This window comes from Paraburkholderia rhynchosiae (genome assembly GCF_002879865.1).
GTDB classification, from domain to species: Bacteria; Pseudomonadota; Gammaproteobacteria; order Burkholderiales; family Burkholderiaceae; genus Paraburkholderia; species Paraburkholderia rhynchosiae.
Map to the genome: position 1 here is coordinate 94392 of NZ_PNXY01000019.1, position 12928 is coordinate 107319.

Annotated in this window: 12 protein-coding genes and 1 pseudogene; 6 read left to right on the forward strand and 7 right to left on the reverse strand. The window is 64.6% G+C overall.

The window, feature by feature from the left end:
• Positions 1-240: 240 nt before the first annotated feature.
• The 4 genes from rluB to C0Z16_RS24225 form a co-directional block, all read right to left on the reverse strand.
• Positions 241-2118, reverse strand: a complete 1878-nt coding sequence (gene rluB / locus C0Z16_RS24210; RefSeq protein ID WP_102634600.1) for a 23S rRNA pseudouridine(2605) synthase RluB — start codon at positions 2116-2118, stop codon at positions 241-243.
• Positions 2119-2181: 63 nt separating this feature from the next.
• Positions 2182-3318, reverse strand: a complete 1137-nt coding sequence (scpB, locus tag C0Z16_RS24215; protein ID WP_102634601.1) for an SMC-Scp complex subunit ScpB — start codon at positions 3316-3318, stop codon at positions 2182-2184.
• A 363-nt stretch (positions 3319-3681) separates the two neighbouring features.
• Positions 3682-4908, reverse strand: coding sequence for a pyridoxal phosphate-dependent aminotransferase (locus C0Z16_RS24220; RefSeq protein WP_102634602.1), 1227 nt, complete (start codon positions 4906-4908; stop codon positions 3682-3684).
• 201 nt (positions 4909-5109) lie between these two features.
• Positions 5110-6012: a LysR family transcriptional regulator gene (locus C0Z16_RS24225; protein WP_102634603.1), complete on the reverse strand. Its 903-nt coding sequence runs from the start codon at positions 6010-6012 to the stop codon at positions 5110-5112.
• A gap of 408 nt (positions 6013-6420) precedes the next feature.
• On the opposite strand from C0Z16_RS24225, the pseudogene C0Z16_RS24230 reads away from it, so the two are divergent.
• Positions 6421-6816: pseudogene (locus C0Z16_RS24230) on the forward strand (transposase); the annotation flags it as partial.
• 380 nt (positions 6817-7196) lie between these two features.
• A complete protein-coding gene (locus tag C0Z16_RS38920; protein WP_102634604.1) occupies positions 7197-7451 on the forward strand; it encodes a hypothetical protein in 255 nt (84 codons plus the stop codon).
• A 340-nt stretch (positions 7452-7791) separates the two neighbouring features.
• On the opposite strand, the gene C0Z16_RS24240 is transcribed toward C0Z16_RS38920, so the two are convergent.
• On the reverse strand, positions 7792-8115 hold the full coding sequence (locus C0Z16_RS24240; protein ID WP_102634605.1) for a hypothetical protein: 324 nt from the start codon (positions 8113-8115) through the stop codon (positions 7792-7794).
• A gap of 267 nt (positions 8116-8382) precedes the next feature.
• On the opposite strand from C0Z16_RS24240, the gene C0Z16_RS24245 reads away from it, so the two are divergent.
• From C0Z16_RS24245 to C0Z16_RS24255, 3 genes are all read left to right on the forward strand, one after another.
• The gene (locus C0Z16_RS24245) at positions 8383-9102 is read left to right on the forward strand and encodes a YdcF family protein (protein ID WP_102634606.1); all 720 of its coding nucleotides are present in this window, start codon (positions 8383-8385) and stop codon (positions 9100-9102) included.
• Positions 9103-9347: 245 nt separating this feature from the next.
• Positions 9348-9593, forward strand: a complete 246-nt coding sequence (locus C0Z16_RS24250; protein ID WP_102634607.1) for a hypothetical protein — start codon at positions 9348-9350, stop codon at positions 9591-9593.
• Between the two features lie 305 nt (positions 9594-9898).
• Entirely contained in the window at positions 9899-10156 is a 258-nt protein-coding gene (locus C0Z16_RS24255) for a hypothetical protein (RefSeq protein WP_006052974.1), read from the forward strand.
• 118 nt (positions 10157-10274) lie between these two features.
• Here C0Z16_RS24255 and C0Z16_RS24260 read toward each other — a convergent pair whose 3' ends face one another.
• The gene (locus C0Z16_RS24260; protein ID WP_102634608.1) at positions 10275-10565 is read right to left on the reverse strand and encodes a putative quinol monooxygenase; all 291 of its coding nucleotides are present in this window, start codon (positions 10563-10565) and stop codon (positions 10275-10277) included.
• A gap of 556 nt (positions 10566-11121) precedes the next feature.
• Between C0Z16_RS24260 and C0Z16_RS24270 the strand changes: the two genes are divergently transcribed.
• Positions 11122-12447 (forward strand): EAL domain-containing protein, encoded by a 1326-nt coding sequence (locus tag C0Z16_RS24270; protein WP_244201337.1) that lies wholly within the window; start codon positions 11122-11124, stop codon positions 12445-12447.
• Here C0Z16_RS24270 and arfB read toward each other — a convergent pair.
• Positions 12444-12848, reverse strand: a complete 405-nt coding sequence (arfB, locus tag C0Z16_RS24275) for an alternative ribosome rescue aminoacyl-tRNA hydrolase ArfB (protein ID WP_102634611.1) — start codon at positions 12846-12848, stop codon at positions 12444-12446. The two genes, C0Z16_RS24270 and arfB, sit on opposite strands and share 4 nt — an antisense overlap.
• Between the last annotated feature and the right edge of the window lie 80 nt (positions 12849-12928).

Sequence of the window (12928 nt, forward strand, 5' to 3'; positions counted from 1 at the left end):
AAACGCAAACCGCAGAACGCCGTGCGAAGCGCATTTCCGCTTGATTTCATGGGAGTCTTTCGACGATATGGCGGCGCCTCGGACTTTTGCAAGGCGGGCAATGGAGAACCTGCCCCTACTTCCGCCCGCGCAGCTTTCGTGTGTAACGTCCCACAGTACGGTCGCCGGTCGACCGACTTATGACGGCGACCGTTGCGACTCGTTCAAGCGCGACCCGCAACGGCCCGCCATGCTTGCGCTTTACCGTCCGCGCGAACGGCCGCGAGGTGCGCCACCGCCACGGTTTGCGCCGCCGGCGTTGGCATTGCCGCCACCCGTGCGATTGCCGCCGCCTGAATTCGGACGGTTGCCGCCCGGCGCACGGTTGCCGCCACCCGGATTCGGGCCGTTGCCGCCGGCGCGCTTGCCACCGCCCGCCGCGCGGTTACCGCTACCCGAAGGCGCCCGATTTCCGTCAACCTCACGGCCACCACGCGGGCCACCGACGCCGCCGCCCATGCCACCACCCGAGCCGCCCGCGCCGCGGCCAGCGCCGCGATTGCCGTAGCCGCCGCCGAAACTGCCCCCCGCGCCCGCGCCGCCGCCAAAACCGCCGCCCGCCGCACCGCGCCGACCTTGACCGCGCGGCTGCTGCTCGAAGCGGCTGTGCGACATCAGCACCGGTTCGCGGCTGATGAACCCCATCGAGGTCTGCATCGGATCGGGTTGCTTGCGCTCGGGCGCGGAGCCGCGGCTGCCGCGCTCTTCGGTCGGCGCCTTCAGCCCTACCGACGCCATTAGCGCGCGCACCTGGTTGTCCTCGAGCTCTTCCCAACGGCCGCGCTTCAGGCCCTTCGGCAGCGAGATCGGACCATGACGCGTACGGATGAGACGGCTGACCATCAGGCCCGCGGCCTCGAACATGCGACGCACTTCGCGATTACGCCCTTCGGCGAGCGCGACGTGGTACCAATGATTGGTGCCTTCACCGCCGCCGTCGCGGATACGCAGGAAGTTCGCCGGACCGTCATCCAGCTCGACGCCGTGCAGCAGCTTCTGACGCATGCCTTCGGCCAGCTCGCCGACCACGCGCACCGCGTATTCTCGCTCGACGCTATAGCGCGGATGCATGAAGCGGTTCGCCAGATCGCCGGAGGTCGTCAGCATCAGCAGACCTTCGGTGTTGAAGTCGAGGCGGCCGACCGCGAGCCACTTGGCGGTTTTCATCGGCGGCAGCTTGTCGAATACCGACGGACGGCCTTCCGGGTCGGCGTGACTGACGATCTCGCCGGTCGGTTTGTGATACAGCAGCACGCGCGGCGGCTTGTTGGCCAGCTTGCGCTTGACCGGCTTGCCGTTGATGCGGACCTGGTCGGTCGGCATGATGCGCTGGCCAATGTGAGCCGGCTCGCCGTTCACCGACACGCGGCCGGCGACGATCAGCTCTTCCATATCGCGGCGCGAACCCATGCCGGCTTCGGCCAGCACCTTGTGCAGCTTCGGCGCGTCGTCGTCGGCGGACAGCACGCGCTTGGGCGCCGCCGGCTTGCCACGCAGCATCGGTGCGCGCACGCCGCCGGTCGTGCTGTTGTCCGCGTCGAAAGCCGGGGACGTGACGTAGGAGAAGAGGTCGTCCTGACCCGCCTCGGCCGCTGCCGCCGGCGTTTCGCCACCGCGGCGGTTCTGACGCGGACCGGCTGCGCGCGGCTGACGCTCGCGCTGGCCTTCACGAGCAGCGCCTTCACGAGGCGCGCCCTCGCGTGGGGCGCCCTCGCGAGGGCCGTCCTCGCGCTTCGCGCCGCGCGCATTGCGTCGCGGCCCTTGGCCCTTCGCGCCCGCCTCCTTACGCGGCATGCGCACTTGCGCCACCACTTCGCCGTCCGGCGGAGCCTCGGCCACGACCGGCGCGAGAGCGCCTTCCGCGGCCTTCGTCTTGGCGCCGGCGCGGCGGCGGGCAATCAGGCTGCGCGGTCCGCGACGCAGACCGCGGCGCGGACGGTCTTCGCCGTCTGCTTCCGTGGTCTGCGCCGGGCGCTCGCCCTCGCCTGATGACGCTTGCGTGGTGCGCGTTTCGTCAGCGCGCGCCGACGGCACGGCGCGCTCGGATTCGGACGAATCGGTGTCGTGGGTATGTGTCAAAACAACCTCAAAATGTCAGGTCGCGCGCGCCCGTTGCGGGCGCGGCAAAAAAGTTCGGTTACGTCAGGCGCTGCGCGACTCGGGTTCGTCGTCGGTCAGAATGCCTGCGTCCTGTGCGGCATCGCGGCGATCTTCCTGATCGCCGTGCGCCGCCTTGGTCGGGTTCGGCTCGGCGGCGTGCTCCGTATCGCGGAGTACGCCCGAGCCGTGCGCGGGTGTTGCCGGATCGGCCTGGGAGACCGGATCGTGATTCATTTCAGACTCGGCGGCGCCGGCCGCCGATGCAACGCTTGCCGCTTCGGTGTGTGCCTGAGCGGCCGCCTCTTCCACTTCTTCCACCTGTTCCGGCTCATTCGCCGCTTCGGCAGGCGCCTCCAGCTCGGGTGCGGCATCTACAGCAGCCTCGGGGGTGTCGACGGTCTCAGCACTACCAGCACTATCGGCGCTCTCAGCCGCCGGTTCCGCCGGTTCGAATTCCCCGCCCTCGACATGCTCCGCTGAAGGCCCTTCAGCCTGTTCGCCAGCGATTTCCGTTCCTGCCGCAACGAGCTCGCCAGTTGTGACTTCAGCGCCGATCACTTCCGGCTGTTCGGGCGCGTTTTCGTCATTCGACGCCAACGCCTGCGCGGCCTCGACGTCGGAAAACTCGATGGCGTGCTGTCCGAGCAGATCCGCGTTCAATTGCGCCGACGGGTCCGCGAGCGGCGGCAATTCGTCCAGCGCCCGCAAGCCGAGGTCGTCTAGAAACTGCCGCGTGGTCGCGTACAGCGCCGGACGTCCAGGCACGTCGCGATGACCGATCACCTCGATCCAGCCGCGATCCTCCAGCTGCTTCACGACCTGCGTGTTTACCGTGACACCGCGGATTTCCTCGATGTCGCCGCGCGTAACCGGTTGCCGGTATGCAATGATCGCGAGCGTTTCGAGCACCGCGCGCGAATATTTCGGCGGTTTCTCAGGATGCAAACGATCCAGATACGAACGCATCGCGGGCTTGCTTTGAAACCGCCAGCCCGACGCCAGCCCGACCAACTCCACACCGCGCCCCGACCAATCCTGTTTCAGGTCTTCGAGCAGAGTCCTAACGGTGTCCGCCGACACGCCGTCGGCAAAGAGCTTGCGCAAATCGCCGAGCTTTAACGGCTCCTGCGCGCAGATCAAGGCTGTCTCGAGGACGATCTTCGCCTCTTGGGTATTCATGCAGCTAGGTCAGACCCTGTGGTCAAAGAACCGGATCAAACAGACGATGTGGAACTGAAGACGCGCTCGCCCGATTCTGATCGGTCATATTGATGGGAGCACGCACCGGGGGGAGGCGAAACAGACTATCGAGCCAAACCCAGCCGGACGGAGCAGCGATATTCCGGACAGGAATCGCGTGACTGAGCGCCATATTACGCAAAAACAACCGGTGCGTAAAGCCGAACCCCCGGACAAAATGCTCGACGCATCGGCGTGTAGGACTTGAATCGACGCGCTGCTACAAATGCATGTGCATCTGTCACAACATTTCCCTTCACGCAGATTTCCGTCACGTTCCCCCAACGCTTCGTCCGTAGGCAGCTACGGCGTCCGATGCTGCGCGAGAAACCGCCTCAGGCGCTCGACGCCCGCGTCGAGGCGAGCGATGTCGCACGCGTAGCACCAGCGCAGAAAGCCTTCGCCCTGCGGACCGAATGCGCTGCCCGGCGCGACGCCCAAGCCAACCTCCCGCACCATTGCCTTGCATAGCTCCAGACTGCGCGAGGCGCCCGTCATCGAGAAAAAGAGATACATCGCGCCAGGCGGCGCCTTCACGTCGACGCCCGGCACCGCGGACAACGCCCGCACGAGATGATCGCGCGACGCCCTGAGGTCGTGCACCAGTTCCTGCGTGACGCGCTCGCCCTGCTGCACGGCGGCGATCCCCGCTTGCTGCACGAACGCCGGCGCGCAGGACGTGTTGTACTCCACGAGTTTGCCCAGGTCGTCCATCAAGCCCGCAGGTGCAACGATCCAGCCGAGGCGCCAACCGGTCATCAACCACGCCTTGGAGAACGAGTTGACGCAGACCACACGCTCGTCGCGCGTGGCCAGATCGAGAAACGACGGCGCCGTGCGGGCGACCGGACCTCGCGAGGGCGTGGCGCTGTCGTCCGGATAATAAAGGCGCTCGTAGACCTCATCTGCGACGATCCAGATGCCGTGCCGCCGGCAATGCGCAAGCACCGCGCGCTGCTGCTCCCGGCTCATCACCCAGCCGGTCGGATTGTTCGGCGAGTTGACCAGCAGCATCTTCGTGTCAGGCGTCAGCGCGGCCAACAGTTGCTCGACGTCGAGCTGCCAGCCATGTTCGCCATAGGTGAGCGAGACGGTTTCCACGTGCGCGCCGAGAATCTTCGGAATCTCGACCAGATTCGGCCACAGCGGTGTGACGGCGACGGCGCGGTCGCCCGCCCCCACCACCAGTTGGGCGGCAAGCATCAGTGCATTGACGCCCGCGCTCGTCACCGCGATATGGCCCGGCGAAGTCGCGCCGTGCAGTTCGCTGACGTAATCGGCGAGCGCCGCGCGCAACGGCGCAATGCCCAGGTTATGCGTGTAAAACGTGTCGCCCGCGGCCAGTGCGGCGCTGGCGGCGTCGCAAATGAAGGCCGGCGTCACACGGTCGGATTCGCCGAACCAGAAGGGCAGCACGTCGGCGACGCCAAAGCCGGCGTTGGCTACTTCGCGAATCTGCGACGGACGCAGCGCGCGCACCGCGTCACGCGCATTGGGGATGGATGGGACGGAAAATTCCGGTTCGCTCATCGAGGCTTCCAGGTGAGTAAATAGCTGAAGTCAGGCTAGAGCGCCGCAGCCGGCAGACGTCGCCATTGAATGCAGCCAAGGAGTTTAGCTCAGCGCCTGATTTTGGGACGTTGGACCGCGCATAGGTATAAGCGCGAGCGTTGGACAAACGGCCCCGCCGAAGCGGCGGCACGCTTGCGGCGTGCAACCGGGCTCCCGGAATCACATCAGATCCTCGGCCCGCGCCGGCAATTCGCGGATCAAGCCCCACACCGCCTCAGCCGCCGGCGACAGAGAGCGATCCCGACGGCGCACCAGTTCGACCGTCCGCTCGGCCCGCGGCACCAGCGGTCGCGCGACCAGCGCAGCGCCCGCCGGCAACGGCAACGCGAGCCACGGCAGCACGCTGACGCCGATGCCCGCCTCGACCAGCCCAAAAACGGTCGCCGAATGCCCGAGTTCCTGCACCACCGTGGCATTGACGCCGTGCTCGTGCATCACGGCGTCGATGAGCGGCCGGCTGCCCGACGCGTAATCGAGCATGACCAGTTGTTGTCCTTCGAGGTCGGCCCAGCCTACCTGCTTCTGCCCCGCGAGGGGATGATCGTCGCGCGACACGACGCAGAACGAGTCGGTCATTAGCGCTTCGCTCAGCAGGTCGTCAGCGGCAAACGGGCCGATGACCACGCCGAAATCCACCTCGCCCGACTTGATCTTGCGCAGCACGTCACTCTGCACGTCATCGCGCAAGCCCAGCGCGATGTGGGGAAACCGCCGCCCGCACGACGCCAGCACACCCGGCATCAGCCGGCAGGCGACGGTCGGGCTCGCGGCCACGACCACGCGTCCGCGCCGCTGCTCGCCGATTTCGCGGATCTCGCGCAAGGCGTCGTCCAGATCCGTCAAAAGACGCGACACGCTCGATACCAGATTGCCGCCGACGTCAGTCAGCTGCATCTCCCGCGTCGTGCGGTCGATCAGTTTCAGGCCGATTTCCCCTTCCAGCTCACGCACGCAGCGGCTCACCGCTGATTGCGTCAACCCGATCTCTTCGCCCGCACGACTGAAGCTCTCAAGGCGCGCGACCTCCATGAAAACCCTTAGTTGGCGCAGCGTAACATTCATCTAGTTAGCTCATCAATGGAATACTTTGATGCGCATTGTACGCGCACGCGCGGCGAGACACCCGGTTTGTGCATGCGCGCTGCAATGCAGCAATGAGGCGCAAACGCACGCCGTGCGGGCCTCGCTGCACAAGATTGGTGATTGTCCCGATTTGCGAGATGGGTTTTTTGGATTCTTATACGGCCCTAGCTAGCGCCCGCGCTGGCCCGCTGTCATGGGGCTTTCAGGCGGTCGGAGTCAACTTGGCACACATCCTGCATTTACATGCTCACAGGGTCGGCGCCATGACTTCTGACTGCATAGCAGACCGTGGCAAACCCGACCCCCTTGGCACTCGCCTATCGAGTGCATGGAGAGTGCGCGGCGCGGGGCAGCGCACCGGAGTTAGCTTCGCTGAGGTGAAACATGATGCTGTTCGACGATTTGAGAGACAACGAGTGGGCGCTGGTCGAGGCGTTGTTCTGTGCGGAGCCAGCACGGAGCGAACGTCGCGGTCGACCACGCGTGGAAGCACGCGCGGTCGTCAACGCGGTGCTGTGGGTGCTGTCGACAGGCGAAGGCTGGTCCAAACTGCCGGGCCGCTATCCGTCGCCGCCGACTTGCCGCCGCCGTTTCGACGAGTGGCAAGCCGATGGTACGCTCGCCGAAATAGTTAAGCGACTCGGCACGAGCGGCCGCGAAATTTCGCTGCGCGGACGCATCGGCGCGACTGCCGCGAAACCGCCGGCGCCGCCGAGCCGCGACCGTCTGCGTGGCGCATTCTGGACCAATCCGGAATCGTGGCGCGCGCCGGTCAAGATGGCCTGAGCAAAAATCGTTTTCTCTCCGGGCGCCTGCGGGCGCCCGGAGCGTATCTGGACCCGCCCGGCGCCGGCCCGGCGGCGTTCTTCCGATGGCCCGGCTTCGCGGTCTCTTGCAACCGCACTTGTTCGACGGCGCTCGTCGACTGCGTTGTTCGACGCTTATCGGCGCGAGCCGGGCAGCGCACATCGGGCGGCCCCGGCTATCGTCTCTCGCCGTAGGGTCGTCCGCGTTTTTCCGCACTGCCTCTGACGGCTGATCACCGCGCGCGTTGCGGGTGAAACATCCATTTACTATTACTTACAGCGTGCTTTCGTTGACGGGCATACCTTATACGTATGCAAACGGGCCTAGTATTCAGGGGGCCTGGACGGGAGCTCAGCATGAAACCAATGTCACTGCTTCTGTGCGGCATTGTGCTTTCATCAATGGCCGCACCGGCGCTTGGCCAGCAGCGGCCTCAAGGCTGGAACTGGCGGCCGGACCGGACCGCTTCCGTCGAGGCGTGGCAACAAAGTGCAGCGCGTAGCCGTGACTTCACGCCGCCTGCGCCGCGCGGCGATCTGCGCGGCGATATTGCGAGCAATGTTCGGACGCGCCCAGAAGCGCCTCATGGAGATCCGTCGCGGCGACGTTAGCGCCGGCGGTTGCTTCGGTTGCTTGGAAAGCACTCATTTTGTCGCGCCTGTCGCGCCATTAGGTGGCCGCGACGAATGCGAAGCGAATATCCGGGAACCACATCGCATTGCATCGGTCTGATTAACGCCATTAGCACAGCGTGGCAGCAGTAATTCCGGTATGCCCGTATCCTTGCGATACGGGCTTTTTTTCATGCGCACGGGAATAACGCACGCAGGCGCTGCGCGCGGTTGTGGATCGAATGATGCATGAGCCGTCTCCCGTCCGCTTGGCGCGGCCGGAAAAACAGAGGCATAAGACGCCGGCGGCCGGCGGCCAACGGGGGGCCCGCCAGGACCGCTAGGGCCGGGCTTCGAGGGACGCGGTGGGGCGCGCTTCCGTTGCTGCCAGAACGTAGTCGCTCATTCGCTGGGCGGTCCAGGTCAACAGGCCTTCGTCGTGTGAGAGCCGTGCGAATTCGGCGCGGCCCCGCTCTGTTAGCACGGCGATATCGACGGGTGCATGAAAGCCCGGTGCCGGCGCGACGGTGCGCTGCCGAACGGTGTCCATCAGGCCAAGCGCGCGAAGATATTGAAAAACGCCCGGCCGTTTGGCCCATGGCACCTGGCGATATTGCGCTCGCCGCAGCGCTTCAAGTACCGCTTCGTTGGAATACGTGGTCATCTCACTTCTTTCTTAAAGTGCAGCTATGACACATCTATGCCAACACGTCACCGCGCCACCAGTGACGCGCTTGGCACCCGCCCGTGGCTGGAAGCTGGCCGTAAGCACTGCGGCCGAATTCCGCCAGGTGCTGCCTGGTCTTTGTTTTCGGAACCCCCGTCAGAACGGCATGTTAGCGTTCGACCTGCGAGCCGACGATGCAACCGCTGCGGCGCGATAGCAAGCCCGAAGATTTAATCCCGAAAGACATACGTTACCCCATCTAAATTGATTCTATTCACTTTATTAGCGCTTTTTTTTGCAGCAATCCTGATATGGAAGCGCGTTCGCCGTCCTCTCATTATTTGCGCAGTCGCCCTGTTCTGGCTGCTCTCGGCCGGCTGGCTCACCGCTCCACTGCTGTGCCTTGCGCAGCCACAGGCGCAAACCAGCACACCCGCGGAATTCGCGCCGCATACGGCGATCATCCTGCTCGGCGGCGGCACGATCTACAACGAGGACGACGTGCTCGTTCCGCCGCGTGACGTACTCGCGCGCATTGCAGTCAGCGCGAAAAACTACGCCGCATGCAAACGTACAGCCGCGATCTGCCGCGTGATCGTGAGCGGCGGCAATCCGCAGCGGCATCCCGCGACGGAAGCCGACACCTATCTGCCCTACCTGCTGCGTGAACAGGTGCCGCGCTCGGACATCGTGCTGGAAAACAGCAGCCGCACGACGTACGAGAACGCGCGCAACGTGTCCTCTATTGTCGGCCAGTCACGTTACGATTCCTTGATACTCGTCACGTCCGCGTATCACATGCCGCGCGCCTTGCTCGATTTCCACTATTTCGGCCTCGCCCCGCAGCCGCTGATTTCGAGCGCACGACGCGCGCATCTCGGTTTGCTACCGCGTTATGACAATCTGGTGAACGCCGAAATCGCGTTGCACGAACTTATCGGCATCGCGCAATTTCATGTGTATCGCGCGATCGGGTTGTTCTGAAAACGGACGCAACCGCAAGGGGAAATTTACTTAGCGATGCGAATAACTCTGACAGACTGATGCCCGGCGATGAAGTTTTTAACGGCGCGATCCAGCATTGCGCATCAGACGTTAGTAACAAAATGTAAGCGATTGTGATCGCCGTTACAAACGTCTGCTGGAGCGGATATTGCTCGCTAGAATGCAGTGTCTTTCCGAATAGGACTGACAATACTCAGGTCCACAACCACTCTGCGGAGGTAGCAATGAAGAAAGTGTCCCTGGCGATCCTGGTTTCCCTCAGTGCCGTGGCCGGCGCGGCCTATGCACAGGACGGCGGCGTTACGATGAGCACCGACCCGGCCAAGGCCGCCGACGTCGAACAACGCGCGCAAGATTTGCAAAGCCGCCAGCAAACCATGGAAAGCGCACCGGCCGCACCGATGCAGCATCACAAAGCGTCCCCGCGTCATCACAAGAAGTCCGCGAAGGCCGACGCATCGAGCTCGTAAGCGCAGCGCGCGGACCTCGTTGGCAGCGGGCGCTTTTCACTGCGTTCGTCATGGCGTTCGTCACGGGTTGTCACGGCCTTCGTTTTAAGGGCGTTTGTCTAAGCTAGCCGCCCGAGCGTTGCCTCGTTGTCAGTTCACCTACGGCCTCGCCGCGAAGGTGAAAAGCCGAAGCCGGCACTGCCGGCTTCGGCTTTTTTATTGTCTAATGGACCGGCCGGCGCCGTCTGGCCGGTATGCTAAAGTCGCGCACCGACCGGCGCCCTGCCGGACCCATAACCCGTGCGCACCCTGGTGCGGAGGACAGCATGAGCAACATCCAGCTAGATATCGAATGGACTGAAGCGGCATCCCGCAAAATTGAAAAACTGATGCCGCGCGGCGGTCAGGAAGCGTTCCTAGCGCTGCCGCCCGTCGAATGCCTGCCGATGGAAGGCGACGTGCTGTTCCTCGGTCCGGACGGCAAACAGCAGCCGTTTATCGTCGCCGAGCGCCAGTATCATCACGATGGCGAAGCCGACTGGACCATCATCCTGATTCTCGACGTCCCGCAAGCCACTCATTAATGTCGACGGCGAGTGCGCCACGGGCCACACCGGCCCGGCGATCCGCTCGCCGCCGCGTCGCCGCCCGTTGTTGAGAATGCGGCGCGCTCCCAGAAGCTTCGCCGCAGCCGTATTAGCCTTACACGATTTTCGACACGACGCGGACTTCCGAGTGCTCGACCCAATCGGCCACCGCCTCCTTATAAGCCCTGATGTGCGCGGACTTTGCGTGCGCGGCTAGCGCCTCCTGGCTCTCCCAGCGCTCGACGAACACGAAACGGCGCAGCTCCTGAACGTCGCGATGCAGATCGTACTGAAGCGCTCCCTGCTCTTTGCGCGTCGGCCCGACAATGCCTTCGAGCGCCTCGCGCAGCCGGTCTTCATAGCCAGGCTTCGCCACCGAAATGGCGACCACCGCGATTTCCGACATCTTTACTCTCCGTTTCACGAAAAGCAGCAGCATACCCGCCGCCCGCCGACACTGCAGGCGACCGGGCAATGCCATAGGCGCATCCGGACTGGCGGCCTGATGGGCTCACGGACCGCCGCGCCGCCGGCGCTAACGTCTGAGCACCGCCGTTGCCTGGAGTTTGGCGGGCATCCGCTTTCCGCCCTGCTACCCTCGGCTCATGCAAGCTCACAAACGCCCGATTGCGATCGGCGCAGATTGGCGCAAGTCCGGCGCGGCACTGAAAGCCGGCGAGGCAAACGCCACGCGACAGTCAGCGTCATCCCGTCCGCGGCAGAGCAACCGATGCGTGGCAGCCGGTTCGCGCCTCTGTGACAACCCGCACATTCATGCGAATTGCAAGCTGCTAGACTCGTTCTGACCATCCGCCGGAGTCTCGCATGGCTGGCATTGCTCTCCGCGTTCCAGGGTTTTGTCCGGTTCGCCGTGCGAGTGTCCGTGTTGCGTGTTCTGTTGCGCATCCGTTACGCGCCGGGTCAGTGTGCGCGCCCCGTCACCCGATTGCCGCGATGCCGCTATGTCCGCTCTCATGCCCGCCGTTATGCCATCCGTCAGCGAAGTGAGCCTGAGCGGCTTGCTTCCGCACCTGGTCCGGGACGAATCCGGCTGGACCGCGACGTGGCGCGCGCTCACGCTGCACAGCGTGTTTCAGCCGGTGCTCTCGGTCACGCATCAGTGCGTGGTCGGCTACGAGGCACTGCTGCGCGCGTTCGATCCGGTCGGCTTGCCGGTTTCGCCCGAAGTCCTCTTCTCAGGCACCCGCTCGGCGGCCGACGCCCGCGAGATCGATCGCATTGCGCGTTGCCTGCACGTCGCGAATTTCATGGAGCAAGGCATCAGTACCGGCTGGCTGTTCCTGAATACGCGGCCGCAGGTGTTCGAAACCGGCTGGCCGCAGCGCACTTTCATCGATGAGCTTTCCGCGCACTTCGGCCTGCCGCAGGAGCGCATCGTGATCGAGGTGCTCGAACAGCCCGCCGACGACGAGTCCGCCGTCGCCAGCATGCTCGCCGCCTCGCACCCGCGCGATTTCCTGATCGCGATCGACGATTTCGGCACCGGCTTCTCCAACTTCGACCGCGTCTGGCGCTTCCGGCCGGACATCGTCAAGCTCGACCGGTCGCTCGTCGCGCGCGCGGGCAAGCGTGAGGGTGACGACTCGATGATCGGCCACCTGATCGCGATGCTCCATCAGTCGGGCACGCTGGTGCTGGCAGAAGGCGTCGAAACGGACGAGGAACTGATGATTCTGATGCAGGCCGACGTCGATTTCGTGCAGGGTTTCTGGCTCGGCCAGCCAAACGGTTCAGTGGAGGCGGCAGTAGCCAGAGTGCCCGCGCAAATCGAATCGATGTGGAGCAAGTTCGCAGACTACGAGCGTGCGCACGACCGCCATCAGCGGCTGGGGTTCGAAGGTTTTGCAGAAGCGGTGATGGCTGCCGCCGAGGCGTTCAAGACCAGCGGCGATCTGGGCGAGGCGGCGCAAAAGATGTGGCATCTGAGCGAAGCACGCCGCGTGTTCATCACCGACGAGCAGGGCGAGCAAACTCAGGCCTCCGTCACGGCCGCCTCGGTTGCGCCGCCTCCTCAGCGGCTTGCGCCGCTGTCGAACAGCGCGCGCAGCAACTGGTCGCGGCGCGCCTATCTCAAGCATGCGCTAGGGGCACGCGGGCGCGTCGCGATCATGGGTCCGCACTACTCGCTCGCGGACGGCGAGGACTGCTACACCGCCGCACTCGCGTTCGAGCGGGAGGGCAAGACGCACGTGCTGTGCGTCGATTTCGTGCCCACGGTGCCGACCGTGCCGGCAACGCGATTGCGCTCTGGCCGGCGCCAACGTTAATCGTCCACCCGGCTGCGGCCCGACTTCGTCTCACTGCGCTTGGACTTGCCCTCCAGCCGCCGCAGATTCGATGCGCGCGTCGGCCGGGTCGCGACGCGAGGCCTGCGCGTCACGCTCACGCTTTCTATCAGTTCGTCGAGCCGCGCGAGCGCCGCCGCACGGTTCATCTCCTGAGTCCGGTGTTCCTGCGCCTTGATGACCACGACGCCGTCACGCGTGATCCGGCGATCGGACAGCACGAGTAGCCGCATCTTCAGCACTTCCGGCAACGAAGAAGCCCGCACGTCGAAGCGCAACTGAATCGCGCTCGAGACTTTGTTGACGTTCTGACCGCCCGCTCCTTGCGCGCGCACTGCGGTCAGTTCGACTTCGTTCAGCGGAATTGGATAGCGGGATGTCATGACGCGAGCTTGGGCAGGGAGATGCAAGTGTACACAGCGGTGCGGGCGGTTGAGCCGTGGGTTGAGCATGATCGGGCCAT

What these genes read in the sequence shown, in the direction of transcription:
- scpB (WP_102634601.1), bottom strand. Translation starts at nt 3,318, where the DNA reads ATGAATACCCAAGAGGCGAAGATCGTCCTCGAGACAGCCTTGATCTGC.
- C0Z16_RS24220 (WP_102634602.1), bottom strand. Translation starts at nt 4,908, where the DNA reads ATGAGCGAACCGGAATTTTCCGTCCCATCCATCCCCAATGCGCGTGAC.
- C0Z16_RS24225 (WP_102634603.1), bottom strand. Translation starts at nt 6,012, where the DNA reads ATGAATGTTACGCTGCGCCAACTAAGGGTTTTCATGGAGGTCGCGCGC.
- C0Z16_RS38920 (WP_102634604.1), top strand. Translation starts at nt 7,197, where the DNA reads ATGAAACCAATGTCACTGCTTCTGTGCGGCATTGTGCTTTCATCAATG.
- C0Z16_RS24240 (WP_102634605.1), bottom strand. Translation starts at nt 8,115, where the DNA reads ATGACCACGTATTCCAACGAAGCGGTACTTGAAGCGCTGCGGCGAGCG.
- C0Z16_RS24250 (WP_102634607.1), top strand. Translation starts at nt 9,348, where the DNA reads ATGAAGAAAGTGTCCCTGGCGATCCTGGTTTCCCTCAGTGCCGTGGCC.
- C0Z16_RS24255 (WP_006052974.1), top strand. Translation starts at nt 9,899, where the DNA reads ATGAGCAACATCCAGCTAGATATCGAATGGACTGAAGCGGCATCCCGC.
- C0Z16_RS24260 (WP_102634608.1), bottom strand. Translation starts at nt 10,565, where the DNA reads ATGTCGGAAATCGCGGTGGTCGCCATTTCGGTGGCGAAGCCTGGCTAT.
- C0Z16_RS24270 (WP_244201337.1), top strand. Translation starts at nt 11,122, where the DNA reads ATGTCCGCTCTCATGCCCGCCGTTATGCCATCCGTCAGCGAAGTGAGC.
- arfB (WP_102634611.1), bottom strand. Translation starts at nt 12,848, where the DNA reads ATGACATCCCGCTATCCAATTCCGCTGAACGAAGTCGAACTGACCGCA.